This is a genomic window from Streptomyces sp. YKOK-I1 (assembly GCF_054660435.1).
In genome coordinates this window covers 2,372,697-2,396,995 of sequence record NZ_BAAGDR010000001.1, presented here as the reverse complement: position 1 = coordinate 2,396,995, position 24,299 = coordinate 2,372,697, and the positions used below count along the sequence as shown (strand labels likewise).

Genomic DNA, 24,299 nt, shown 5'->3' with positions numbered 1-24,299 from the left:
GAGAGGGCCGCGCCGCCAACGGCTTCGGGCACGACGGCCGCCGTCGCGTCACCGGGGGACACCTCGGCTGCCGTGCCCGCATCGGACGCACCGGCCCCCGGCACCGGCTCGGGCCGGTCGGACGCGTCATCGCCGGACACCGCGGCAGCCGTGCCCGCAACGGATGCACTGCCCCCCGCGACCGCCTCGGGCCCGTCGTCCGCGGTGCTTCCGCCGGGACCGGTGGCTGCCTCGCCCCCGCCGGACGCAAGCCCCGCCCCCGCCCCGGCCCTCGCCTCCGCCCGGGCCGACTCCTCCACGTCCCCGCCCTCGCTGCTGCTCTCCATGCCTCAGACCATACGGCCCGCCACTGACAGTCACCCAGCCCCGGCCCGCCCAGGCGGCGACGAGCCGGGAAACACGGGGGTGCCGGGGCGGAACGCGTTACGACGGCCGCATACCATCGGTCACAGACCCTTCCGCCCGGCAGGAGCGGGAGACGCTTCGAACGAGGGGACATCGTGGTGGAAAGCGGCGGGAGCGGGCGGCCGCGGCCGGACAGCGAAGAGTCGGCCGAGCACCCCGTCACACCGGCCCCCCAGGCCACCGCCCCGGCGGAACCCGAGGGCCCGCCCCCTGCCACACCCCCCAAGGAACCCGCACCGACCCCGACCGAGGCCCGCCAGAGCGAACGCGAGCCCTCCGACGAGCGGGCCGCAGCCGCGGAGGAATCTCCCGACACCTCACCCGGCGATGCCCGGACCGCAGACCTCCCCTCCAAGCAGCCCGGAGAGCCCGCCGAACCGCCCGCAGCCCCGCCCGCGCAGTCTGCCGAAGCCGCCGAGGCTGCGCCCACCGGGCAGTCCGCCGAGCCCGCCACGGCTGCACCCGCCGAGCCGCGGTCGGCGGAGCCCACCGAGCCCGCCGCAGCTTTGCCCGCCGAGCCGCGGTCGGCGGAGCCTGCCGGACCTGCCGCAGCTCTGCCCGCCGAGTCACGGTCGGCGGAGCCTGCCGAGCCTGCCGCAGCTTTGCCCGCCGAGCCGCGGTCGGCGCAGTCTGCCGAACCGGCCGCAGCCCTGCCCGCCGAGTCACGGTCGGAGGAGCCCGCCGGACCTGCCGCAGCCCCGCCCGCCGAGCCAAGGTCGGCGGAGCCCGCCGGACCCGCCCCAGCCCCGCCCGCGCAGTCGCACCCCGCGCCCGAGTCCGCCCCGCACGGTGACCGCGGCCGGGCCCACGCGCACGCCCAGGACGGCGGGGCCCCGCAGGGATCCGCCCCCACCGCTATCAAGGGCCCCCCGCCCCAGCGCCCCCCGGAGCAGCCCCGCGGCGGACTCCTCATGGGGCGGCCCTTCGGCGTGCCCGTCTACGTCGCGCCCAGCTGGTTCCTCGTCGCCGCCCTGATCACCTGGGTCTTCGGCGGACAGCTCGACCGCGTCCTGCCCGAACTCGGCGCCGCCCGCTACCTGGTCTCCCTCTTCTTCGCGGTCGCCTTCTACGCCTCCGTCCTCATCCACGAACTCGCCCACACCCTCGCCGCCCTCCGCTTCAAACTCCCCGTCCGCCGCATCCAGCTCCAGTTCTTCGGCGGCGTCTCCGAGATCGAGAAGGAAGCCGAGACCCCCGGCCGCGAGTTCTGGCTCGCCTTCGTCGGCCCCCTGCTCTCCCTCGTCCTCGCCGGCGTCTTCTACGCCGCCATGCAGCCCGTCGAGCCCGGCACGGTCCCCGGCGTCCTGCTGGCCGGCCTGATGATCTCCAACCTCATCGTGGCGATCTTCAACCTCCTCCCCGGCCTCCCCCTCGACGGCGGCCGCATGCTCCGCGCCGTCGTCTGGAAGATCACCGGCAAACCCATGAGCGGCACCATCGCCGCCGCCTGGGTCGGCCGCGCCCTCGCCGTCTCCGTCCTCATCGGCCTCCCCCTCCTCACCCAGTCCGGCGCCCTGGGCTCCAGCGCCGAGGACAGCGTCGGCATGGACACCGTCACCGACGCCCTGCTCGCCGCCATCCTCGCCGCGATCATCTGGACCGGCGCCGGCAACAGCCTGCGCATGGCCCGCCTGCGCGAACACCTCCCCGAACTCAGGGCCCGCACCCTCACCCGCCGCGCCGTCCCCGTCGAGACCGACACCCCCCTCTCCGAGGCCCTGCGCCGCGCCAACGCCGCCGGCGCCCGCGCCCTCGTCGTCGTCGACGCCCACGGCGAACCCCTCTCCCTCGTCCGCGAGGCCGCCATCGTCGGCGTCCCCGAACACCGTCGCCCCTGGGTCGCCGTCAGCGGCCTCGCCCAGGACCTCACCGACGGCATGCGCGTCTCCGCGGAACTCGCGGGGGAGGACCTCCTCGACGTCCTGCGCGCGACCCCGGCCACCGAATACCTCGTCGTCGAGGAGACCGGCGAGATCTACGGCGTCCTGTCCGCCGCCGACGTCGAGCGCGCCTTCGTCAAGGCGATGGCCCGCCCTTCCTGAAGGCGCCTCCCCGTGGTCGGCGGCCCCGCCAATCGCCGGTAGGCTGTTCACATGTCCGAACCGACCGGTGCCGCCCGCAGGCGCGGGCCCTTCAAGGTCGGGGACCAGGTTCAGCTGACCGACCCCAAGGGCCGCCACTACACGTTCACGCTCGAGGACGGGAAGAACTTCCACACCCACAAGGGTTCCTTCCCGCACGACGAACTGATCGGCGCACCCGAGGGCAGCGTTGTCCGCACCACCGGTAACGTCGCCTACCTCGCGCTGCGCCCCCTGCTCCCCGACTACGTCCTGTCCATGCCCCGCGGGGCAGCCGTCGTCTACCCGAAGGACGCGGGGCAGATCCTCGCCTTCGCCGACATCTTCCCCGGCGCCCGCGTCGTCGAAGCCGGCGTGGGCTCCGGCTCGCTCAGCAGCTTCCTGCTCCGCGCCATCGGCGACCAGGGCATGCTGCACTCCTACGAGCGCCGCGAGGACTTCGCCGACATCGCCCGGCAGAACGTCGAGCGCTACTTCGGCGGCCCCCACCCCGCCTGGCAGCTCACCGTCGGCGACCTCCAGGACAACCTGAGCGACACCGACGTCGACCGCGTCATCCTCGACATGCTCGCCCCCTGGGAGTGCCTGGAGGCCGTCTCCAAGGCCCTCGTCCCCGGCGGCATCCTCTGCTGCTACGTCGCCACCACCACCCAGCTCGCCCGGACCGTCGAGTCCATCCGCGAGATCGGCTGCTTCAACGAGCCGACCGCCTGGGAGACGATGATCCGCAACTGGCACATCGAGGGCCTCGCCGTCCGCCCCGACCACCGCATGATCGGCCACACCGGCTTCCTGCTCACCGCCCGCCGCCTCGCCGACGGCGTCGAGCCGCCCATGCGCCGCCGCCGCCCCGCCAAGGGCGCCTACGGCGAGGACTACGCCGGCCCCAACGCCGACGGAGGCAGCGGTCGCTGACCCGGCCCACGCGGCACGGACAACGACAGGGCGCCGTGGCCGAGTTCCCCGAGGGTTCGGGGAACTCGGCCACGGCGCCCTCCCCTTGACCCCGCACCACCACCGTCCGAGATCCCGCACCGTCCCGGACCCCGCCGTTCCCCCGCCCTGTGACGTGTGGCACGATGCTGGCCACCCCCCACCTCCACCGGCACAGCCACCCCAGGAGACGCTCCTAGTGCAGCAATCCGCCGTCCCGGAACTGGCACACACCCACACCCGGCCCATCCACTGGGTCGCCACCGCCACCGCGGTGGCCGGCGTCGTCGCCCTCTCCTCGATCCTCCAGCCCGGACCCGCGACGGCCGCCCAGGCCTCCCCGCCGCACAGCGGCACCACCCCCGCCCCCTCGGCCACCGCCCCCGCCACCACCGGCGTCGACTTCCCCCTCGACTGCGGCCCCACGGTCAAGCCGATCGTCATGCGGAAGGCCGACGGAGACCTCGACGGCGACGGCCGGCCCGAAACCGTCGCCGCCGTCCACTGCGACGCCCCCATGGGCACCCCGCCCGACGGCGTCTACGTCCTCACCCAGGCCGCCGGCAGCACCCACGCGCGCGTGGTCGCCACCCTCGTCGACCCCAAGGACCGCACCAACGTCACCACCCTCACCGTCACCGACGGTGCCGTCCTCGCCACGCTCCTCGGCTATTCGTCGGCGGACGTGCCCAGTTGCTGCCCCGACCTCAAGGACAGCGTCAAGTGGCAGTGGAAGGACGACAGGTTCATCCGCTCGACACCTGCCGGCGCCCACAGCGTCTGAATCAGGCCATCACGCCCTGTGAGAAATCAGACAGCCCTCACGGTCCGTACCTGAACCGTCACTCCGCGTCCGGGCCGTACACCTCGACCCTGTCCGAAACGCGACGTACATGAATGCACTCACCGGGACACTCCCGCACCGAGTCCACCACGTCCGTCAACAGCGGCAACGGCACCGGCACCGTCGCCCCCTTGGCCTGCAGAAGCTCGTCCTGCGCACTCTTCACATACGCCAGCCCGTCGATGTCCAGCTCGAACACCTCCGGCGCGTACTGCGCACAGATACCGTCACCGGTACAGAGATCCTGGTCGATCCAGACCTCCAGCGTCTCCACGCCAGCACCGGCCTCCTGCTGCACGCTCATCTCTCCTGCCGTTTGACACCGAGCCGCACGGGAACGATGCAGGCTCTGACGGGTGTTGAACACTTCGACCCTACCCCCGGCCGCTTTCCAATCATGTTCGGTGGGTATTCCCCTGGCGTGAGGGAGAGCGCAAGGGTGAAGATCGGACACACCCCGACAGTCTTTGTGATCTAGGGGTTTCAATCGACACCCGCCCAGGTAGGGTCTGGAAGCGTCCAGCTCCCCTTGGAGGAGGTGAGGACCGTGGCAGCCCACGACGACGACATGAACCGCGGCATCCGCCCGGGACGAGGGTCCGACGACCCGTCCGGGCAGATTGCCTACCTTGAGCAGGAGATCGCCGTCCTGCGCCGCAAGCTCGCCGACTCTCCGCGACACACGAGGATTCTCGAAGAGCGGATCGTCGAGCTGCAGACCAACCTGGCCGGCGTGTCCGCCCAGAACGAGCGACTCGCCAACACGCTCCGTGAGGCCCGCGACCAGATCGTGGCCCTCAAGGAAGAAGTCGACCGGCTCGCACAGCCCCCGGCCGGCTTCGGTGTCTTCCTCGCGGCGAACGAGGACGGCACGGCCGACATCTTCACCGGAGGCCGCAAACTCCGCGTGAACGTCAGCCCCAGCGTCGAGCTCGACGAGCTCCGGCGCGGCCAGGAACTGATGCTCAACGAAGCGCTCAACGTGGTCGAGGCCATGGAATACGAGCGGGTCGGGGACATCGTCACCCTCAAGGAGATCCTCGAGGACGGCGAGCGCGCCCTGGTCATCGGGCACACCGACGAGGAACGGGTGGTCAGGCTCGCCGAGCCGCTGCTGGACGTCACCATCCGCCCCGGCGACGCCCTCCTGCTCGAACCCCGCTCCGGCTACGTCTACGAGATCGTCCCCAAGAGCGAGGTCGAGGAACTCGTCCTCGAAGAGGTCCCCGACATCGGGTACGAGCAGATCGGCGGCCTCGGCGGCCAGATCGAGGCCATCCGGGACGCCGTCGAGCTCCCGTACCTCTACCCCGACCTGTTCAAGGAGCACGAACTGCGCCCGCCCAAGGGTGTGCTCCTCTACGGGCCCCCCGGATGCGGCAAGACGCTCATCGCCAAGGCCGTCGCGAACTCGCTGGCCAAGAAGGTCGCCGAGGTGACCGGAGTGGCCGCCGGCAAGAGCTTCTTCCTCAACATCAAGGGCCCCGAGCTCCTGAACAAGTACGTCGGCGAGACCGAGCGCCAGATCCGCCTCGTCTTCCAGCGAGCCCGCGAGAAGGCCAGCGAGGGCACCCCCGTCATCGTCTTCTTCGACGAGATGGAATCCCTCTTCCGCACCCGCGGCTCCGGCGTCAGCTCGGACGTGGAGAACACCATCGTCCCCCAGCTCCTCGCCGAGATCGACGGCGTCGAGGGCCTGCAGAACGTGGTCGTCATCGGCGCCTCCAACCGCGAGGACATGATCGACCCCGCCATCCTGCGCCCCGGCCGCCTCGACGTGAAGATCAAGATCGAGCGCCCGGACGCCGAAGCGGCCAAGGACATCTTCGGCAAGTACCTCACCGAACGTCTCCCGCTGCACTCCGACGACGTCGGCGAACACGGAAACGACAAGACCACCACCGTCCAGAGCATGATCCAGACGGCAGTGGAACACATGTACGCAGAATCCGAGGAAAACCGCTTCCTGGAAGTCACCTACGCCAACGGCGACAAGGAAGTCCTCTACTTCAAGGACTTCAACTCCGGCGCCATGATCGAAAACATCGTGGGCCGCGCCAAGAAGATGGCGATCAAGGACTTCCTGGAAAAGAACCAGAAGGGCCTCCGCGTCTCCCACCTGCTCCAGGCCTGTGTGGACGAGTTCAAGGAGAACGAGGACCTGCCCAACACCACCAACCCCGACGACTGGGCCCGGATCTCCGGAAAGAAGGGCGAACGGATCGTCTACATCCGTACCCTCATCACCGGAAAGCAGGGCGCGGACACCGGACGCTCCATCGACACGGTGGCGAACACCGGACAGTACCTGTAAAGAACAGGGCGGCTGCGGGTGCCCACCACGGGTACCCGCAGCCGACTGTTTTTCAGGCCACGGCTGGAGCAAGGCAATGACGCAAATGATCTCCCCACCGGCACAGAGGCGTTCTAGGCTCTTTCCTACCGCCGGGTTGCGCAGTGCGGAGAGGACGGGCACCGCACCCGCACCGGAGCACCACCGGTATCTGAGCGGCGCCCACGACCGAGGGTGCCGCCGGGCAAGGAGGGCCGCATGACCGTACGGCGAGTAATGGGCATCGAGACGGAGTACGGCATCTCCGTCCCCGGCCACCCCAACGCCAATGCCATGCTCACCTCGTCCCAGATCGTCAACGCCTACGCCGCGGCGATGCACCGGGCCCGCCGGGCCCGCTGGGACTTCGAGGAGGAGAACCCGCTCCGGGACGCGCGGGGCTTCGACCTCGCCCGCGAGGCCGCCGACTCCAGCCAGCTCACCGACGAGGACATCGGCCTCGCCAACGTGATCCTCACCAACGGCGCCCGCCTCTACGTCGACCACGCACACCCCGAATACAGCGCCCCCGAGGTCACCAACCCCCGCGACGCCGTCCTCTGGGACAAGGCCGGCGAACGGATCATGGCCGAAGCCGCCGAACGCGCGGCCCAGCTCCCCGGCGCCCAGCCCATCCACCTCTACAAGAACAACACCGACAACAAGGGCGCCTCCTACGGCACGCACGAGAACTACCTGATGAAGCGGGAAACCGCCTTCTCCGACATCGTGCGCCACCTCACGCCCTTCTTCGTCTCCCGCCAGGTCGTCACCGGCGCCGGCCGCGTCGGCATCGGCCAGGACGGCCACGAACACGGCTTCCAGCTCAGCCAGCGAGCCGACTACTTCGAGGTCGAGGTCGGCCTGGAGACGACGCTGAAGCGCCCCATCATCAACACCCGGGACGAACCGCACGCCGACGCCGAGAAGTACCGCCGCCTCCACGTGATCATCGGCGACGCGAACCTCTCGGAGATCTCGACCTACCTGAAACTGGGCACGACGGCCCTGGTCCTCTCCATGATCGAGGACGGCTTCATCGCCGTCGACCTGGCCGTCGACCAGCCCGTACGCACCCTCCACCAGGTCTCCCACGACCCGACGCTGAAGAGGCTGGTCACCCTCCGCAGCGGCCGCACACTCACCGCGGTGCAGCTCCAGATGGAGTACTACGAGCTGTCGCGCAAATACGTGGAGGAGCGGTACGGGTCGGACGCCGACGACCAGACCAAGGACGTCCTGGCACGCTGGGAGGACACCCTCACCCGCCTGGAGAACGACCCGATGAGCCTGGCCGGCGAGCTGGACTGGGTCGCCAAGCGGGAACTCATGGAGGGCTACCGCCGCCGTGACGGCCTCGACTGGGACGCGGCGAAGCTGCACCTCCTGGACCTCCAGTACGCCGACGTACGGGCCGAGAAGGGCCTCTACAACCGTCTCGCGGCCCGCGGGCGCATGAAGCGGCTCCTCGACGAGCCGCAGGTCGAGCGGGCCAAGGCCAAGCCCCCGGAGGACACCCGCGCGTACTTCCGCGGCCGCTGCCTCGAGCAGTACGCCGACGACGTCGCCGCGGCCTCCTGGGACTCGGTCATCTTCGACCTCCCGGGCCGGGACTCGCTCCAGCGCGTCCCAACCCTGGAACCGCTTCGCGGAACGCGAAATCACGTCAAGGAGCTCCTGGACCGTTGCCGCACGGCAGAAGACCTGGTCAAGGTCCTGTCGGGCGGCTGAGCGGGCCCGAGGAAGCTCTCCCGCGGCGGGGTGGAAACCCCGCCGCAAGGGAATCATCGAGATGGGCCTCGTACGTTGGAACAACTACGGGGCCGATGTCGGACCCTCCTTGTAGGGTCTGATCATCACCGATCGGCAGGAAGCCGACCTGCCGAACATGTCGGGCGAACTGAGCGGGGTGAGGGTTATGGCGACCAAGGACACCGGCGGCGGCCAGCAGAAGGCGACGCGCTCCACGGAGGAGGTCGAGGAGCAGACCCAGGAGGCGGAAGCCCAGGGCGACCTCAAGGAGCGGCACGAGAAGCTGAGCGACGACGTGGACTCGGTGCTGGACGAGATCGACGATGTCTTGGAAGAGAATGCCGAGGATTTCGTACGCTCGTTCGTTCAAAAGGGTGGACAGTAGGTCACATACGTGAACGACGGGGGAGTGAAGAAGTGCTCGGCGTGCCAGGAAATGCTCCCGGTGAGCGCATTCGCGGCAAACAGATCGCGGCCTGATGGCCTTCAGGTCAACTGCCGTGAATGCGCCGCCGAGTACTACCGGAAACGCCAGGAAGCGCGGGGGAGAACCGTTCGAGCGAAGGTGGACGTGCCCGATGGGCACAAGCTCTGCCGAACGTGCGGCGAGATCAAGCCCCACGGCGAGTGGCATCGTAACGCGACTGCGTCCGATGGCCTGTCGACACGCTGTAGGGCGTGCCGTGCGGTTCAGAGTCGGCAGGACCACCTGAAGCGGCAGTACGGCATCACCGAAGCCGAGCGCGACGAGTTGGTTGCTTCTCAAGGGGGCGTCTGCTGCATCTGTTTGGCGGCTCCGCCTGAGCATGTGGATCACTGCCACGAGACGGGTAGGGTCCGAGGCGTACTGTGCTTCAGCTGCAACGCTGCACTGGGGCAGTTCAAGGATCGGCCCGATGCCATAAGGCGGGCTGCTGCTTACGTGGAAGGAAACGCGTGGAAGCCAACACTCGTAGCACCGGGCGTCTACCAGCTGCCTTCCTGACGCCTGGGTCCTCGTCCTTCATGGACTTCCTGTCCGAGCACCAGCCGGAGATGCTCCCGGGCAACCGCCGGCTGCCGCCCACGCAGGGTGTGATCGAGGCGCCGCACGGGACGACCATCGTGGCCGTGACCTTCCCGGGCGGGGTCGTCCTCGCCGGTGACCGTCGCGCCACCATGGGTAACGTCATCGCCCAGCGGGACATCGAGAAGGTGTTCCCGGCCGACGAGTACTCCGCCGTCGGCATCGCCGGCACCGCCGGTCTGGCCGTGGAGATGGTGAAGCTGTTCCAGCTGGAGCTGGAGCACTTCGAGAAGGTCGAGGGGGCTCAGCTCTCGCTGGAGGGCAAGGCGAACCGGCTGTCGACCATGATCCGTTCCAACCTGGGCATGGCGATGCAGGGCCTCGCCGTCGTGCCGCTCTTCGCCGGGTTCGACGTGGACCGCGGCAAGGGGCGCATCTTCTCGTACGACGTCACCGGCGGCCGTTCCGAGGAGCACAACTACGCGTCCACGGGCTCCGGCTCGATCTTCGCGCGCGGTGCGATGAAGAAGCTGTTCCGTGACGACCTGAGCGAGGAGCAGGCCACGACCCTCGTGGTGCAGGCCCTGTACGACGCGGCCGACGACGACTCGGCGACCGGTGGTCCCGATGTCGCGCGCCGGATCTATCCGATCGTCACCGTGATCACCGAGGACGGTTTCCGCAGGCTCACCGACGACGAGTCCTCCGAGATCGCCCGTTCGATCCTCGAGCGCCGGCTGCAGGAGCCGGACGGTCCGCGTGCCGCCCTGCTGTAGCGCTCGGTCCGCATCTTGTGGCAGGTGATCCAGTGACTTCGACAGAAAGGGACGGATAACCGGTGTCGACGCCGTTCTATGTCTCACCCCAGCAGGCGATGGCGGACCGCGCGGAGTACGCGCGCAAGGGCATCGCCCGTGGCCGCAGCCTGGTCGTGCTGCAGTTTGCCGACGGCATCGTGTTCGTCGGCGAGAACCCGTCCCGTGCGCTGCACAAGTTCAGCGAGATCTATGACCGGATCGGCTTCGCGGCGGCCGGGAAGTACAACGAGTACGAGAACCTGCGGATCGGCGGTGTGCGGTACGCCGATCTCCGTGGGTACACCTACGACCGTGACGACGTGACCGCGCGTGGTCTGGCGAACGTGTACGCCCAGACGCTGGGCACGATCTTCTCCTCGGCGGGTGAGAAGCCGTACGAGGTGGAGCTGGTGGTCGCGGAGGTCGGTGAGACCCCGGACGGTGACCAGATCTACCGGCTGCCGCACGACGGGTCGATCGTGGACGAGCACGGTTCGGTCGCGGTGGGCGGCAACGCCGAGCAGATCAGCAGCTATCTGGATCAGCGTCACCAGGACGGGATGAGTCTGGCCGAGGCGCTGAAGCTGGCGGTGCAGGCGCTGTCGCGGGACACCAACGGTACGCAGCGGGACATTCCCGCCGAGCGGCTGGAGGTGGCGGTGCTGGACCGTACGCGTCCGCAGCAGCGGAAGTTCAAGCGCGTCGTGGGCCGGCAGCTGGCGCGGCTGCTGGAGGCGGACGGCGCGGCGACAGAGGCGGAGAGCTCCGAGGACGAGGAGTAGTCCGCCCGCGAGGCTCATCCTCACCCTTCTGTGCCCCGGCCGGGTCGACCGCCGGGGCACAGGGCGTTTCAGGAGGCGCCAGGTGGCGCTGTGGAGCCTCGTACGACCAGGTGGACGGGGATGTCCCCGGCGTCGGGTGTGCGGCCGTCCAGGACGGCGAGGAGGGCGTGCATGCCGCGTTCGCCGAAGAGCTCGGCGTCGAGGCGGACGGTGGTGAGCTCGGGGTCGAGGGCGGTGGCGAGGGCGAGGTCGTCGAGGCCGGTGACGGAGAGGTCGTCGGGGATGCGCAGGCCGAGGCGGCGGGCGGCCTTGTAGGCGCCGGCGGCGAGTTTGTCGTCGTCGCAGACGACGGCGGTGGGGCGGTGGGGGCCGGGGGTGCTCAGGGCGGCCTCGGTGGCGGTCAGGGCGCCTTCGATGGAGATGGGTGCCTGGGCGGTCCGCAGGGAGGTTCCGGGGGCGTGCGTGAGGCGTGTGGCGAGTTCACGCGCGCGTACGTCGAAGGTCCAGGAGGGTACGTCGGCCGCGAGGTGCAGGAAGTGGCGGTGGCCGAGGCCGAGCAGGTGGTCGGTGACCTGGCGGACGCCGTCGGCGATGTCGAGGTTGACGGTGGCGGCGCCGTGGCTGCCGGCGGGGTCGCTGTCGAGCATGACGAGGGGGAGCTGGTCGCCGCGGATGGCGGTGAGGGCGTCGGCGGCCATGGAGGAGGCGATGACGCCGTCGAGGGCGGCCTGGGCGGAGGCGAAGGGGTCGCGGGCGGGGCCGACGCCTTCGGGGGAGGGGTAGAGGACGACGCCGAAGCCGTGGTCGGCGGCGACGCGGGCGGCGCCGGTGTAGACGCCGGCGAAGAACTCGGTGGTGAGGGCGGGGACCACGAGGAGGACGGTGCGGGTGCGGCCGAGGCGGAGGTTGCGGGCGGCGAGGTTGGGCCGGTAGCCGAGGTCGCGTGCCGCCTGCCGTACGCGTTCGGCGGTGGTCTCGGCGACCCGGCCGCGCCATTTGTCGCCGAGGACCAGGGAGACGGCGGCCTGGGAGACCCCGGCGGCCTGGGCGACGTCACGGCTCGTGGGGCGGGTGCTGTGCTGTGCCACCGTCCGCCTGCTCCTTCGTCTGGACTCGTGAACAGCGCACATGGTACGTATGACCAAGGACGTTATACGTACAACCTCAGACGGGCGGGTGGGCGATGGCCACGGGGTACGGGGAGATCCTCAGGGCGCGGCACGCGGCCCGGCTGCTGGTGGGCACGCTGGTCGGGCGGCTGCCGAACGCCACGTCCGCGATCGCGATCGTGCTGTTCGTGCGGGCCGAGGGCGGCACGTACAGCCTGGCGGGGGCGCTGGTCTCGGTGTACGGCGTCGCGAGCGCCGTGGGGCAGCCCGTGCTGGGCCGGCTGGTGGATCTTTTCGGGCAGCCGCGCGTCCAGCTGCCCGCCGCGCTGGTCTCGGCGCTCGCGATGGCCCTGTTCGCGTTCTCCGGCACGGATCCGCTGGCGGTCGCCTACGCGGCCATGGTGGTCGGCGGGCTCTTCACCCCGCCGCTGGAGGGCGGGCTGCGGGCTCTGTGGCCGTCGGTGCTGCGCCGCGAGGAGCAGGTGCCGGCGGCGTACGCGATGGACGCGGTGGCGCAGGAGGTGATGTTCACCGTCGGGCCGCTGCTGGTGACGTTGTGTGCCGCGCTGTGGTCCGAGCGGGCGGCGCTGCTCGTGATGAACGGCATCGGGGTGCTCGGGGCGCTCTCGGTGGTCGTGTCGCCGCCCTCGCGCGCGTGGCGCTCCGCCCCGCGCGAGGCGCACTGGCTGGGGGCGCTGCGTTCGCCCGCGCTGTTGGTGCTGCTGGGCGCGCTGCTGTTCGTGGGGATCGCGATGGGGTCGATCACGGTGGCCTCGGTGCCGTACGCGGACGCGCACGGCGGTGACGCGGTGTACGGCTGGCTGATGGCGGCGCTGGGGCTGGGAGCGCTCGTCGGGGGTCTGGTGTACGGGGCGCGGCAGTGGGCGGGGGTGCCGGAGCGGCGACTGCGGGTGCTGGTGGCGTTTCTGGCGGTGTGTTACGCGCCGCTGATGCTGATGCCGGGCGCGGTGGCCATGGTGGCGCTGGCGACGCTGGCGGGGGTGTTCCTGGCGCCGGTGCTGGCCTGCGCGTTCGTGATCGTGGACCGGCACGCGCCGCGGGGCACGGTCACCGAGGCGTTCTCCTGGCTGGTGACCACGTTCACGGTGGGTGCGTCCGTCGGGACGGGTGTCGCGGGCCCTGTCGTGGAGGCCGGTGGCGCCGTTTGGGGGTTTGCGGTGCCGGGTGTCGCGGGCGGCGTGTCGTTGCTGGTTTTGCTGGTCACGGGGCGGGTATTGGCAGCTCCGGCCGTAAGTGCGGTGGTTGCGTCTTCATCGGAAAATGATCCGAACCGTGCTGCCGAACCCCGTTTCAGTTCAGGGGATCGGGCGTAATGTTCAGTCATGGACCGCCGCATTTTCGGGCTGGAGAACGAGTACGGCGTCACGTGCACGTTCAGGGGACAGCGCCGCCTGTCGCCTGACGAGGTGGCGCGGTACCTCTTCCGCCGTGTCGTGTCATGGGGCCGTAGCAGCAATGTCTTTCTGCGGAACGGCGCCCGTCTGTATCTCGACGTGGGTTCGCATCCGGAATACGCCACACCGGAATGTGACAACGTGACCGAGTTGGTCACCCACGACAAGGCCGGCGAGCGCATTCTCGAAGGACTCCTGGTGGACGCGGAACGACGCCTGCACGAGGAAGGAATCGCGGGCGACGTCTACCTCTTCAAGAACAACACGGACTCGGCGGGCAACTCCTATGGTTGTCACGAGAACTATCTGGTGGCCCGGCACGGGGAGTTCTCCCGGCTCGCGGACATCCTCATTCCGTTCCTGGTGACCCGCCAGCTGCTGTGCGGCGCGGGCAAGGTGCTGCAGACGCCCCGTGGGGCCGTGTACTGCGTCAGCCAGCGGGCGGAGCACATCTGGGAGGGCGTCTCCTCGGCGACGACCCGTTCCCGGCCGATCATCAACACGCGCGACGAGCCGCACGCGGACGCGGAGCGTTACCGTCGGCTGCACGTCATCGTGGGCGACTCGAACATGTCCGAGACGACGATGCTGCTGAAGGTCGGCGCGACGGATCTGGTGCTGCGCATGATCGAGGCGGGCACGGTGATGCGGGATCTGACCCTGGAGAACCCGATCCGGGCGATCCGTGAGGTCAGCCATGACATCACGGGCCGGCGCAAGGTGCGGCTGGCGAGCGGGCGTGAGGCCTCGGCGCTGGAGGTGCAGCGCGAGTACTACGAGAAGGCCGTCGACTTCTGCGAGCGCCGCGGGATCCGTACGGGCACGGTCGAGCAGGTCCTGGAGCTGTGGGGCCGTACGCTGGACGCGATCGAGGCCGAGGACCTGGACCGGATCGGCACCGAGATCGACTGGGTGATGAAGTACCAGCTCATCGAGCGGTACCGGGCCAAGCACAACATGACGATGTCGCATCCGCGGGTGGCGCAGATAGACCTCGCCTACCACGACATCCACCGTCGTCGTGGTCTGTACTACCTGCTGGAGCGGAAGGGGCAAGCGGCGAGGATCTGCAACGACTTGAAGATCTTCGAGGGCAAGTCGGTGCCGCCGCAGACCACTCGGGCGCGGCTGCGCGGTGACTTCATCCGGCGGGCGCAGGAGCAGCGCCGGGACTTCACGGTGGACTGGGTGCACCTCAAGCTGAACGACCAGGCACAGCGGACCGTGTTGTGCAAGGACCCGTTCCGTTCGGTGGACGACCGGGTGGAGAAGCTGATCGCCGGGATGTGACCGGCGGACTCCGGAGCGGTGCGTTCCGGAAGAATCGCCGGAACGCAACACGGGCGCCGTACGTTTCCCGTACGGCGCCCTTCTCACGCCGTAGAGTTGCGCGCACGCCCTTTTCAAGATCGACCGATTACGAGGCTTCATCGTGCGCCGACGCTCACTGCTCCTTGCCGCCGTTCCCGCAGGGCTGGTCACGCTCTCCGCCTGTGGGGACGACAAGTCCGACTCGAGCAAGGCGAGCGAGGACGCGTCGCCCTCGGCGTCCGCGACGTCCGCGGCGCCCGCGCCGAAGATCGTGGACGGTCCGCTGCCGGCCATCACGGCGGGGACGAAGTTCGGTGAGAAGCCGACGGTGGCCAAGGGCACGGGTGAGCCGTCGGACCAGCTCGCGGTGAAGACGGTGATCGCGGGCGGTGGGCAGACGGTCGTGGAGAAGGACTTCATCTGGGCCAACTACCTGGGCCAGATCTGGGACACCGGGAAGGTGTTCGACAACTCCTACGACCGCAAGACCCCGCTGTTCATCCAGCTCTCCGAGGGGTCCATCATCGACGGCTGGCGCTATGCCCTGACCGGCAAGAAGGTGGGCAGCCGGGTGGAGTTCTCGGTGCCTCCGACCTGGGGTTACGGCAAGGAGGGCCAGTCGCAGGCCGGCATCAAGGGCACCGACACGCTGGTGTTCGTGGTGGACCTGGAGGACACCTTCAACGCCAAGAGCTCCGCCAAGGGCACGGACGTCCCGCAGGACGACGCGAAGCTGCCGAAGGTCGGTACGAACACCGACGGCAAGGCGCCCTCCGTCGACATCCCCAAGACGGACGCGCCGACGAAGCTGGTGGCGACCTATGTGATCGAGGGCGACGGCGAGAAGGTCGCGGCCGACAGCACGGTGGTCGTGCAGTACCAGGGCTTCGTCTGGGACACCGGCAAGAAGTTCGACTCGTCGTACGACCGCAGCGCGCCCACCTCGTTCTCGCTCCAGCAGGTCGTCAAGGGGTGGGCGCAGGGCCTGACCGGCAAGAAGGTGGGCAGCCGGGTCCTGATCGTGATTCCGCCGTCGCTGGGCTACGGGGACAACCCGCCGAGTGGCAGCGGTATCGAGAAGGACTCCACGATGGTGTTCGTGGTCGACATCCTCGCGGCGTCGTGACGCCGTCCGGGATGAAAGACTGTGTGTGTTGCCTTTTCGTAGACCAGCAGTAGACAAGCGGGAGCAGTGACGTGAGCAACGAGAAGCCCGAGATCGACTTCCCCGAAGGCGAGCCCCCGGCGGACCTGGAGATCAAGGACATCTGGGAGGGCGACGGCGAGGTTGCGCAGGCCGGTCAGACCGTCACCGTCCACTACGTGGGTGTCTCCTTCAGCACGGGTGAGGAGTTCGACGCCAGCTGGAACCGTGGCGCGCCGTTCCGTTTCCCGCTGGGTGGCGGCCGTGTCATCAAGGGCTGGGACCAGGGCGTGCAGGGCATGAAGGTCGGCGGCCGCCGCCGGCTGACCATCCCGCCGCACCTGGCCTACGGCGACCAGAGCCCCACCCCGGCGATCAAGCCCGGTGAGACGCTGATCTTCGTCGTGGACCTGATCGCCGTCTGACGTCGTCCGGCAGTCGTCGGAGTCGACCGGCAGTCGTCCGGCGGTCGTCCGATCGGTCGTGACCGGCCGGGGCCCATGCCTGCGCGGGCATGGGCCTCGGCTTTTGCCGGGGGACCGCGGGGCGGTACGGTCGACGATCGTAAGCATCGAAGGGGAGGCGAAGGGCGTCGATGGCCATTGCCAAGGCCGAGCGGCTGATGAACCTCGCGCTGTGTCTGCTGGGCACGCGCAGGCCGTTGAGCAAGCGTGAGCTGCGTGACTCCATCGAGGCTTACGTCGAAGCCTCCAGCTCCAGGGTGGAGACCAGCGACGACTCCTTCAACCGGATGTTCGAGCGGGACAAGGACGATCTGCGCGAGCTGGGCCTGGTCATCGAGACCGTGGAGAGCCTGGACGGCGAGATCGGCTATCTGGCGCGCCGGGACAGCAACCGGCTGCCGCCGATCACCCTGGACGCCGAGGAGGCCGCCGCCCTCGGCCTGGCCGCGAAGGTGTGGCAGCAGGCCCGGCTCGCGGGCGCGGCCAGCGGCGCGCTGCAGAAGCTGCGCGCGGCCGGTCTGCCCGAGGACGTCGATCCGTACGAGGCACACGGCGCGCTGGAGCCCCGGATCCCCGTGCACGAGGCGGCGTTCGAGCCGCTGATGCTGGCCTGCCGGGACCGCCGGCCGGTGGTGTTCGACTACCGCAAGGCCACGGCCGCCCGTCCCGAGCCCCGTCATGTGGAGCCGTGGGCGCTGGAGTGCTGGCGCGGTCACTGGTATCTGGCGGGCTTCGACCGGGACCGGGGTGCCGAGCGGGTGTTCCGGCTGTCGCGGATCACCGGCCGGGTCCGCTCGCGCGGGGCGACCTTCACCGTAGCGGTGCCGGACGTCGTGACGGTCCGGGAGACCGTGGCGAGCTGGGCGGGGGAGACCGCGGACCGCAGCGCGCTGATCCGGTTGCGTACGGGCGCCGGGTACCCCTTGCGGGCGAGGGCCACGGCCGTCCGGGAACTCGGGGACGGCTGGGACGAGTTGGAGATTCCGTACGGGCACGGTCTGGACGCCTGGCTGGTGGAGTTCGGGCCGGACGTGGTCGTGCTGGAGCCCGCGGAGCTGCGGGCGGACGTCGTGGACCGGCTGCGGGCCGTGGCCAAGGGCTGAGGGGGAGCGGAGCAAGACGTGGCAGGCAAACCGGTCAGGCCGGCGAACGCGATCGACCAGACCCGTCGGATGCTCTCCCTGGTGACGTATCTCAGGGAGCGTCCCGGGGCGCGGATCGAGGACGTGGCGCGCGCCTTCGGCATCACCGAGGACGAGCTGGTCTCGGACCTCGATGTGCTGCCCATGTGCGGCACCAGTTTCCGCGGCGGCGATCTGCTCGACATCGACACCGACGGCGAGCGCATCTGGTGGCACAACCCGGCGGCGCTGGGCGCGGAGGCCGCGGAGCCGCTGCGGCTGGCGGCCGACGAGGCGACCGCGCTGCTGGTGGCCGCCCGCGCGGTGGCGACGCTGCCCGGACTGCGGGAGGGCGACCGGCAGGCGCTGCTGCGGGCGACGGCGAAGGTGGAGGCGGCGGCCGGTGAGGCGGCGGGCGCGAGTGCCCGGCTGTCGGTGACGTTCGAGTCCGAGGGCGGGGTCTTCGCGGACGTCGACCGGGCGATCTCCGAGCGCCGCCGGCTGTGGATCCGCTACTACTCGCCGGCGCGCGACGAGCTCAGCGAGCGCGAGATCGACCCCATCCGCCTGGTCAGCGTCGGGCACACGTATGTGGAGGCCTGGTGCCGCCGCTCCGAGGCGCGGCGCACGTTCCGGCTGGACCGGGTCGCCGAGATCAAGATCCTGGACGAGCCGTCGGCGCCGCCGGAGATCGAGCTGCGTGATCTGTCGGAGGCGCTGGTGCAGCCGGCCGCCGAGGATCCGGAGGTCGTGGTCGAGGTCGGCCCGGGCGGCCGCTGGGTCGCCGAGTACTACCCGCACGACAGCGCCGATGAGCTTCCCGAGGGTGGGCTGCGTATCACTCTGCGCACGCCCGACCCGGCCTCGCTCAGGCGCCTGGCCCTGCGGCTCGGTCGCGACGGCCGGATCGTCTCGCCGCCGGACCTCGCCGACAGCGCCCGCAGCGCCGCCCGCGACGCGCTGGCCGCGTACGACGGCGTCGAGGCGCCGGACGTGGCCGATGTGCCGTCGGCCCGCGGTGACGAGCAGCGCGGCGGCCCGGCCGGCGGCCAGGCCGGGGTGTCGGCGGGCGTGCGGTACGACGGGCGGACCGAGGGCCGGTCCGACGCGCGGTGCGAGGGGCGGGAACAGCGGTGAGCGAGTCGGTGGCGTCCGGTGCGCGGGGCATCTCGGTGGCTTCGGCGTTCGCGGGCATGCGGAGTGTGGGCCCGGTGACGTTCCGGGCGGGCTGCCCGGACTGCCGCGGGTGTTTCGAGCTGGCGGCGGGCGCTCTGCGGCTGGCCATCGGCGCCACCAGCCGCACCACGTTCTACTCCTTCACCTGTCCGGACTGCGGGGTGGCCGTGCGCAAGCCGGCCGGTGAGCGGATCGTGGAGCTGCTCCTGGGCGGCGGGGTGCGGACCCTGCGGCTCCAGGCGCCGTAGCAGGGTCTAGGCTCGCCTCATGTTCTGGCCGATGTTCGCGGTAGCCGTGGGTTTCGTGGGTCTCGCCGTGCTCGCGGTGTTCGCCGTCCGGGTCTTCGTGGAGGCGCGGCGGCTCGGCCGGCAGGTCACGGAGTCCGCCCGCCGGATCAACCGGGCCGCCGAGGAGCTCGAGCGGGCGTCGGTGAGCGTGGCCGGGGCTGTGGACGCGCTGTGAGAGGCGCTGTGCTGACCCTGGTGTAGGGCTGTGGTGGTTCTGTGAGTCCGGCGCCGAATGCGTTTTGGGCCACTTCGCCCTCCCGTCGTGGTGGCGGGGGCGGGTAGTGTGCAGATCGCGGCCCGGAGAACGAGGCCCGGACCGCGGACCGGGAGTACGCACGGGGATTGCCTCACGTTCACCCCTGAGCGTTACGATCGCTGCCAGCACGATCGTTCGGACATCTGTCCGACCGGTCGGACAGCACCCCCACCCAGCCGCCTCGGTGAGAAGGTAAAGACTTATGTTCGGAAGGCTCGGCGCCCCCGAGATCATTCTCATCCTCGTCGTCGTCATCCTGCTGTTCGGCGCCAAGAAGCTTCCCGACATGGCGCGCTCGCTCGGCAAGTCCGCCCGCATCCTCAAGAGCGAGGCGAAGGCGATGAAGGAAGAGGGCAACAGCACCGCCACCCCGGCCGGCCCGCCGAACCCCGGCGAGGAGGCCCCCGCGCAGCGCACCATCCAGGCCGCTCCCGGCGATGTGACCAGCTCCCGCCCGGTCACCGAGCCGACGGACACGACCAAGCGCTGACGCAGGGCCGGTGACCTCCGGCCCGCCGCACGAGATGGGAACGTGGGTTGCTGAAGTCTGCCCGCAAGGAGGAGAAGGACCCCGAGGGGCGGATGCCCCTCGCGGATCACCTCCGTGAGCTGCGCAACCGGCTTGCGAAGGCGATGCTGGCGATCGTGCTCGTGACGGTCGTGGCCGCCTTCTTCTATTACGACATCATCAACTTCGTCACGGAGCCGATCCTCAAGAAGGTCGGCTGTGACATGACCTTCGAGCAACTGGCGAAGACTTCGAAGAAGCAGTGCGCACAGATCACCGTCAACGGTCTGCTGATGCCTTTCACGCTCGCGTTGAAGGTGTCCCTGATGGCCGGCGTCGTCGCGGCCTCGCCGGTCTGGCTGTACCAGTTGTGGGCGTTCATCGCGCCGGGTCTGCACAAGCATGAGAAGAAGTACGCCTACGCCTTCGTGGGCATGGGTGCGCCGCTGTTCCTCGGTGGCGCGTTCTTCGCCTACAGGGTTCTGCCGACCACGGCGTCCGTGCTGCTCGACTTCACCCCGTCCGGCGTCGCCAATCTCCTGCCGCTGGACGACCTGCTCGACCTTGTCACGCGCATGGTGCTCGTCTTCGGCCTCTCCTTCGAACTGCCGCTGCTGCTGATCTTCCTGAACCTCACGGGGATGATCACCGGCACGCGGATGCTCGGCTGGTGGCGAGGCATGATCATCGGCATCACCGTGTTCGCCGCCCTGGCGACGCCGAGCACGGACCCGCTGAGCATGCTGGCGCTCGCCGGACCGATCTGGGTGCTGTACTTCGGTGCCGTGGCCTTCTCCCTGGTCAACGACAGGCGCCGACGCCGCCGCGAGGCCTTGGGTCCCGCTGACGACGAGGCCTCGGACCTGGATCTCACCCCCGAGGACATCGGTGAGGTCGAGGCGCTCTCGGTTGCCTCGGCGCTGCCCGAGCAGTCCGGTACGGACCGGGTGAACGGCTATGACGACGTGACGTAGAAGAGGACTTCACGGCAACGCAAGGTGTCTCCCCGGACGGGGGGGCACCTTCTTGCGTTTCGGCGGACGGCTCTGCGTTCGCCGGGCGGGCGGACAGAGTCCTTGATCACGAGCTGGTAACGATCACCGATCGTATGATCGTCTATTACTCCGCGTAGTACTAAAGTTCGATCTTGACGGTTCACGTTCAATTTTTGGACTTCAGGGGGCAATGTGTTCAAGCGAACGATCGTCAGCGGCATCCTGGCCGTGGCGTCCTCGGTAGGGATGATCTTCGTGTCCTCCGGCTCCGCCCAGGCGGCCACCTGCTACTGCTCCTACAACTCCGCCGGTACCACGGTGGGCCAGGTCACGTTCGTCGACAGCGAGGACCAGTTCTGGGTCTGGGACACGTACGCGGACGGGCACGGCGTGCGGGGCAAGCTGACCAACTCCAGCGGCACGACGCTGGCGACTGCGTACGACGGTAGCGGCGCGGACAGCACGATCGCGGGCTTCCACTACGACGTCAAGGAAGGCGTCACGTACTGGATCAAGGTCGGCACGGTGGACGGGGCGTCGGACACCACCATGTCCAATGTCTGGGAGTACTCCTTCTACGAGTGACCCCGAACCGCCTCGCGCTCACGGGAGTCACCGTGAGCGCGGGGCGGCACCTCGCGCCTGGTCCTGGCTGTGTGAGCGGTGCCATGGGCCCCATGCCGGACAGGCCCTGATAAAGATCGAGTGCATTGTCAGTGCTGACGGGTACGCTCGAAAGCACGATGACAGACGACCTCTCCCCGGCCGAGCGGTACGCGGCGGCGCGCAGTCGTGCCGCCGAGCAGGCCACCGCGCTCGCTTCCTTCCGCGAGATGTACGACTTCGGTCTCGACCCCTTCCAGATCGAGGCCTGTCAGGCACTCGAGGCGGGCAAGGGCGTCCTGGTGGCCGCCCCTACCGGCTCCGGCAAGACGATCGTGGGCGAGTTCGCCGTCCACCTCGCCCTGCAACAGGGCAAGAAGTGCTTCTACACGACACCCATCAAGGCGCTGTCGAACCAGAAGTACTCCGATCTGTGCCGCCGTTACGGCGCCGAGAAGGTCGGCCTGCTCACCGGTGACAACAGCGTCAACTCCGACGCCCCGGTGGTCGTGATGACCACCGAGGTCCTGCGGAACATGCTGTACGCCGGCTCGCAGACCCTCCTCGGCCTCGGGTACGTGGTGATGGACGAGGTGCACTACCTCTCCGACCGCTTCCGGGGCGCCGTATGGGAGGAGGTGATCATCCACCTCCCCGAGTCGGTCACCCTGGTCTCCCTCTCCGCGACCGTGTCCAACGCCGAGGAGTTCGGCGACTGGCTGGACACCGTCCGCGGCGACACCGAGGTGATCGTCTCCGAGCACCGGCCCGTGCCGCTGTTCCAGCACGTGCTGGCCGGGCGGCGGATGTACGACCTGTTCGAGGAGGGCGAGGGCCACCGCAGGGCGGTCAACCCCGACCTCACCCGGCTGGCCAGGATGGAGGCCAGCCGGCCCTCCTACCAGGACCGCAGACGCGGCAGAGCCATGCGCGAGGCCGACCGGGAGCGGGAGCGGCGCCAGCGGTCCCGGGTGTGGACCCCCGGCCGTCCCGAGGTCATCGAGCGCCTCGACGCCGAGGGCCTGCTGCCCGCCATCACCTTCATCTTCAGCCGCGCCGCCTGCGAGGCCGCCGTCCAGCAGTGCCTGTACGCCGGACTGCGGCTCAACGACGAGGACGCGCGCGCCGAGGTGCGCGCCCTGGTCGAGGAGCGCACGGCCGCGATCCCCCGCGAGGACCTGCACGTCCTCGGCTACTACGAATGGCTGGAGGGCCTCGAGCGCGGTATCGCCGCCCACCACGCGGGCATGCTGCCGACGTTCAAGGAGGTCGTCGAGGAACTCTTCGTCCGCGGCCTGGTCAAGGCCGTGTTCGCGACGGAGACCCTCGCGCTCGGCATCAACATGCCCGCCCGTTCGGTGGTCCTGGAGAAGCTCGTCAAGTGGAACGGCGAGCAGCACGCCGACATCACCCCCGGCGAGTACACCCAGTTGACGGGTCGTGCGGGGCGCCGCGGGATCGACGTCGAGGGCCATGCCGTGGTGCTGTGGCAGCGCGCCATGAACCCCGACCACCTCGCGGGACTGGCCGGCACGCGCACGTACCCGCTGCGCTCCAGCTTCAAGCCGTCGTACAACATGGCGGTCAACCTGGTCGAGCAGTTCGGGCGGCACCGGTCGCGGGAGCTGCTGGAGACCTCCTTCGCCCAGTTCCAGGCGGACCGCTCGGTCGTCGGGATCTCCCGGCAGGTGCAGCGCAACGAGGAGGGACTGGAGGGCTACCAGGCCTCCATGACCTGCCACCTCGGCGACTTCGAGGAGTATGCGCGGCTGCGGCGTGAACTCAAGGACCGGGAGACCGAGTTGGCCCGGCAGGGCGCGGTCGAGCGGCGGGCCGAGGCGGCCGTCGCCCTGGAGAAGCTGAAGCCGGGCGACGTCATCCATGTGCCGACGGGCAAGTACGCCGGTCTGGCGCTGGTCCTGGACCCCGGGCTGCCGGCCGGGCGGGCCAACGGGCATCGCGGCTTCGAGCAGCACGACGGTCCGCGCCCCCTGGTGCTGACGGCCGAACGGCAGGTCAAGCGGCTGGCGTCGATGGACTTCCCGGTGCCCGTCGAGGCGTTGGAGCGGATGCGGATCCCCAAGTCGTTCAACCCGCGCTCCCCGCAGTCCCGTCGGGACCTGGCGTCCGCGCTGCGCACCAAGGCCGGGCACATCCCGCCGGAGCGGGCCCGCAAGAAGCGGTCGCAGGCCGCCGACGACCGCGAGATCGCGCGGCTGCGCACGGCGATCCGGGCACACGCCTGCCACGGGTGCGCCGAGCGCGAGGACCACGCCCGGTGGGCCGAGCGCTACCACCGGCTGCTGCGGGACACCTCGCAGCTGGAGCGGCGGATCGAGGGGCGGACCAACACCATCGCCCGGACCTTCGACCGGATCGTCGCGCTGCTGACCGAACTCGACTATCTGCGGGGCGACGAGGTCACCGACGACGGCAAGCGGCTGGCCCGGCTCTACGGCGAGCTGGATCTGCTGGCCAGCGAATGTCTGCGGGCCGGGGTGTGGGAGGGGCTCGGCCCCGCCGAACTCGCCGCGTGTGTCTCCGCGCTGGTGTACGAGGCGCGCGTCGGGGACGACGCGATGGCCCCGAAGCTGCCGTCCGGCAAGGCCAAGGCCGCGCTGGGCGAGATGGTTCGGATCTGGGGGCGGCTCGACGCCCTGGAGGAGGACTTCCGGATCAACCAGACCGAGGGGGTCGGGCAGCGTGAGCCCGATCTCGGGTTCGCCTGGGCCGTGTACATGTGGGCGTCCGGGAAGGGCCTCGACGAGGTGCTGCGCGAGGCGGAGATGCCGGCCGGCGACTTCGTGCGCTGGTGCAAGCAGGTCATCGATGTGCTCGGGCAGATCTCGGCGGCCGCTCCCGCGGAGGGATCGACCGTTGCCAAGGCTGCGCGCAAGGCCGTTGAGCAGGTGCTGCGGGGCGTTGTCGCCTACTCGTCCGTGGGGTGAGCGTGGGACGGTGGGTGCGGGGAGTGCGTG

General features: G+C 69.8%; 23 protein-coding genes. 21 read left to right on the top strand and 2 right to left on the bottom strand.

What is annotated here, in order from left to right:
- Positions 1–500 precede the first annotated feature (500 nt).
- The 3 genes from ACYQ8Q_RS10145 (at position 501) to ACYQ8Q_RS10135 (ending at position 4,203) form a co-directional block, all read left to right on the top strand.
- Positions 501–2,447 (top strand): site-2 protease family protein, encoded by a 1,947-nt coding sequence (locus tag ACYQ8Q_RS10145; RefSeq protein ID WP_460063763.1) that lies wholly within the window; start codon positions 501–503, stop codon positions 2,445–2,447.
- A gap of 51 nt (positions 2,448–2,498) precedes the next feature.
- The gene (locus ACYQ8Q_RS10140) at positions 2,499–3,401 is read left to right on the top strand and encodes a tRNA (adenine-N1)-methyltransferase (protein ID WP_059203278.1); all 903 of its coding nucleotides are present in this window, start codon (positions 2,499–2,501) and stop codon (positions 3,399–3,401) included.
- A 217-nt stretch (positions 3,402–3,618) separates the two neighbouring features.
- The gene (locus ACYQ8Q_RS10135; protein WP_460063760.1) at positions 3,619–4,203 is read left to right on the top strand and encodes a hypothetical protein; all 585 of its coding nucleotides are present in this window, start codon (positions 3,619–3,621) and stop codon (positions 4,201–4,203) included.
- A gap of 58 nt (positions 4,204–4,261) precedes the next feature.
- Here ACYQ8Q_RS10135 and ACYQ8Q_RS10130 read toward each other — a convergent pair whose 3' ends face one another.
- Entirely contained in the window at positions 4,262–4,567 is a 306-nt protein-coding gene (locus ACYQ8Q_RS10130) for a ferredoxin (RefSeq protein ID WP_460063758.1), read from the bottom strand.
- Between the two features lie 243 nt (positions 4,568–4,810).
- On the opposite strand from ACYQ8Q_RS10130, the gene arc reads away from it, so the two are divergent.
- The 6 genes from arc (at position 4,811) to prcA (ending at position 10,932) form a co-directional block, all read left to right on the top strand.
- Positions 4,811–6,577 carry a proteasome ATPase gene (gene arc / locus ACYQ8Q_RS10125; RefSeq protein WP_460063757.1) on the top strand — a complete coding sequence of 589 codons (1,767 nt, stop codon included), beginning with the start codon at positions 4,811–4,813 and terminating at the stop codon, positions 6,575–6,577.
- Between the two features lie 237 nt (positions 6,578–6,814).
- Entirely contained in the window at positions 6,815–8,326 is a 1,512-nt protein-coding gene (dop, locus tag ACYQ8Q_RS10120; protein ID WP_460063756.1) for a depupylase/deamidase Dop, read from the top strand.
- Between the two features lie 187 nt (positions 8,327–8,513).
- Positions 8,514–8,732, top strand: a complete 219-nt coding sequence (locus ACYQ8Q_RS10115) for a ubiquitin-like protein Pup (protein ID WP_460063753.1) — start codon at positions 8,514–8,516, stop codon at positions 8,730–8,732.
- A gap of 51 nt (positions 8,733–8,783) precedes the next feature.
- Complete coding sequence (locus ACYQ8Q_RS10110) at positions 8,784–9,332, top strand: endonuclease VII domain-containing protein (protein ID WP_460073240.1); 549 nt, start codon at positions 8,784–8,786, stop codon at positions 9,330–9,332.
- The gene (prcB, locus tag ACYQ8Q_RS10105; RefSeq protein WP_460063752.1) at positions 9,284–10,129 is read left to right on the top strand and encodes a proteasome subunit beta; all 846 of its coding nucleotides are present in this window, start codon (positions 9,284–9,286) and stop codon (positions 10,127–10,129) included. The genes ACYQ8Q_RS10110 and prcB overlap by 49 nt, the downstream gene beginning before the upstream one ends.
- A 62-nt stretch (positions 10,130–10,191) precedes the next feature.
- Positions 10,192–10,932 carry a proteasome subunit alpha gene (gene prcA / locus ACYQ8Q_RS10100; RefSeq protein ID WP_460063751.1) on the top strand — a complete coding sequence of 247 codons (741 nt, stop codon included), beginning with the start codon at positions 10,192–10,194 and terminating at the stop codon, positions 10,930–10,932.
- A gap of 68 nt (positions 10,933–11,000) precedes the next feature.
- Here prcA and ACYQ8Q_RS10095 read toward each other — a convergent pair whose 3' ends face one another.
- Positions 11,001–12,020, bottom strand: a complete 1,020-nt coding sequence (locus tag ACYQ8Q_RS10095; protein WP_460063750.1) for a LacI family DNA-binding transcriptional regulator — start codon at positions 12,018–12,020, stop codon at positions 11,001–11,003.
- A 95-nt stretch (positions 12,021–12,115) separates the two neighbouring features.
- On the opposite strand from ACYQ8Q_RS10095, the gene ACYQ8Q_RS10090 reads away from it, so the two are divergent.
- From ACYQ8Q_RS10090 to ACYQ8Q_RS10035, 12 genes are all read left to right on the top strand, one after another.
- Positions 12,116–13,375, top strand: coding sequence for an MFS transporter (locus ACYQ8Q_RS10090; protein ID WP_460063748.1), 1,260 nt, complete (start codon positions 12,116–12,118; stop codon positions 13,373–13,375).
- Positions 13,376–13,384: 9 nt separating this feature from the next.
- Positions 13,385–14,746 carry a Pup--protein ligase gene (gene pafA / locus ACYQ8Q_RS10085; RefSeq protein WP_007499792.1) on the top strand — a complete coding sequence of 454 codons (1,362 nt, stop codon included), beginning with the start codon at positions 13,385–13,387 and terminating at the stop codon, positions 14,744–14,746.
- Between the two features lie 142 nt (positions 14,747–14,888).
- Entirely contained in the window at positions 14,889–15,893 is a 1,005-nt protein-coding gene (locus ACYQ8Q_RS10080; RefSeq protein ID WP_460063745.1) for an FKBP-type peptidyl-prolyl cis-trans isomerase, read from the top strand.
- 71 nt (positions 15,894–15,964) lie between these two features.
- Complete coding sequence (locus ACYQ8Q_RS10075; protein ID WP_133913467.1) at positions 15,965–16,336, top strand: FKBP-type peptidyl-prolyl cis-trans isomerase; 372 nt, start codon at positions 15,965–15,967, stop codon at positions 16,334–16,336.
- A gap of 170 nt (positions 16,337–16,506) precedes the next feature.
- On the top strand, positions 16,507–17,478 hold the full coding sequence (locus tag ACYQ8Q_RS10070) for a helix-turn-helix transcriptional regulator (protein ID WP_460063743.1): 972 nt from the start codon (positions 16,507–16,509) through the stop codon (positions 17,476–17,478).
- A gap of 18 nt (positions 17,479–17,496) precedes the next feature.
- On the top strand, positions 17,497–18,633 hold the full coding sequence (locus ACYQ8Q_RS10065; protein ID WP_460063740.1) for a helix-turn-helix transcriptional regulator: 1,137 nt from the start codon (positions 17,497–17,499) through the stop codon (positions 18,631–18,633).
- Positions 18,630–18,920: a hypothetical protein gene (locus tag ACYQ8Q_RS10060; RefSeq protein WP_055636553.1), complete on the top strand. Its 291-nt coding sequence runs from the start codon at positions 18,630–18,632 to the stop codon at positions 18,918–18,920. Before ACYQ8Q_RS10065 ends, ACYQ8Q_RS10060 begins: the two co-directional genes overlap by 4 nt.
- A 19-nt stretch (positions 18,921–18,939) precedes the next feature.
- A complete protein-coding gene (locus ACYQ8Q_RS10055) occupies positions 18,940–19,134 on the top strand; it encodes a hypothetical protein (RefSeq protein ID WP_460063737.1) in 195 nt (64 codons plus the stop codon).
- Between the two features lie 283 nt (positions 19,135–19,417).
- Positions 19,418–19,705, top strand: coding sequence for a Sec-independent protein translocase subunit TatA (gene tatA, locus ACYQ8Q_RS10050; protein ID WP_358995110.1), 288 nt, complete (start codon positions 19,418–19,420; stop codon positions 19,703–19,705).
- Positions 19,706–19,752: 47 nt separating this feature from the next.
- The gene (gene tatC / locus ACYQ8Q_RS10045; protein WP_460063735.1) at positions 19,753–20,697 is read left to right on the top strand and encodes a twin-arginine translocase subunit TatC; all 945 of its coding nucleotides are present in this window, start codon (positions 19,753–19,755) and stop codon (positions 20,695–20,697) included.
- Positions 20,698–20,910: 213 nt separating this feature from the next.
- Positions 20,911–21,303, top strand: a complete 393-nt coding sequence (locus tag ACYQ8Q_RS10040) for a hypothetical protein (protein WP_460063734.1) — start codon at positions 20,911–20,913, stop codon at positions 21,301–21,303.
- Between the two features lie 158 nt (positions 21,304–21,461).
- Complete coding sequence (locus ACYQ8Q_RS10035) at positions 21,462–24,269, top strand: DEAD/DEAH box helicase (protein WP_460063731.1); 2,808 nt, start codon at positions 21,462–21,464, stop codon at positions 24,267–24,269.
- Positions 24,270–24,299: the final 30 nt, after the last annotated feature.

What these genes read in the sequence shown, in the direction of transcription:
- ACYQ8Q_RS10140 (WP_059203278.1), top strand. Translation starts at nt 2,499, where the DNA reads ATGTCCGAACCGACCGGTGCCGCCCGCAGGCGCGGGCCCTTCAAGGTC.
- pafA (WP_007499792.1), top strand. Translation starts at nt 13,385, where the DNA reads ATGGACCGCCGCATTTTCGGGCTGGAGAACGAGTACGGCGTCACGTGC.
- ACYQ8Q_RS10130 (WP_460063758.1), bottom strand. Translation starts at nt 4,567, where the DNA reads ATGAGCGTGCAGCAGGAGGCCGGTGCTGGCGTGGAGACGCTGGAGGTC.
- tatA (WP_358995110.1), top strand. Translation starts at nt 19,418, where the DNA reads ATGTTCGGAAGGCTCGGCGCCCCCGAGATCATTCTCATCCTCGTCGTC.
- ACYQ8Q_RS10110 (WP_460073240.1), top strand. Translation starts at nt 8,784, where the DNA reads ATGCTCCCGGTGAGCGCATTCGCGGCAAACAGATCGCGGCCTGATGGC.
- ACYQ8Q_RS10090 (WP_460063748.1), top strand. Translation starts at nt 12,116, where the DNA reads ATGGCCACGGGGTACGGGGAGATCCTCAGGGCGCGGCACGCGGCCCGG.
- ACYQ8Q_RS10070 (WP_460063743.1), top strand. Translation starts at nt 16,507, where the DNA reads ATGGCCATTGCCAAGGCCGAGCGGCTGATGAACCTCGCGCTGTGTCTG.
- ACYQ8Q_RS10035 (WP_460063731.1), top strand. Translation starts at nt 21,462, where the DNA reads ATGACAGACGACCTCTCCCCGGCCGAGCGGTACGCGGCGGCGCGCAGT.
- ACYQ8Q_RS10115 (WP_460063753.1), top strand. Translation starts at nt 8,514, where the DNA reads ATGGCGACCAAGGACACCGGCGGCGGCCAGCAGAAGGCGACGCGCTCC.
- dop (WP_460063756.1), top strand. Translation starts at nt 6,815, where the DNA reads ATGACCGTACGGCGAGTAATGGGCATCGAGACGGAGTACGGCATCTCC.
- ACYQ8Q_RS10055 (WP_460063737.1), top strand. Translation starts at nt 18,940, where the DNA reads ATGTTCTGGCCGATGTTCGCGGTAGCCGTGGGTTTCGTGGGTCTCGCC.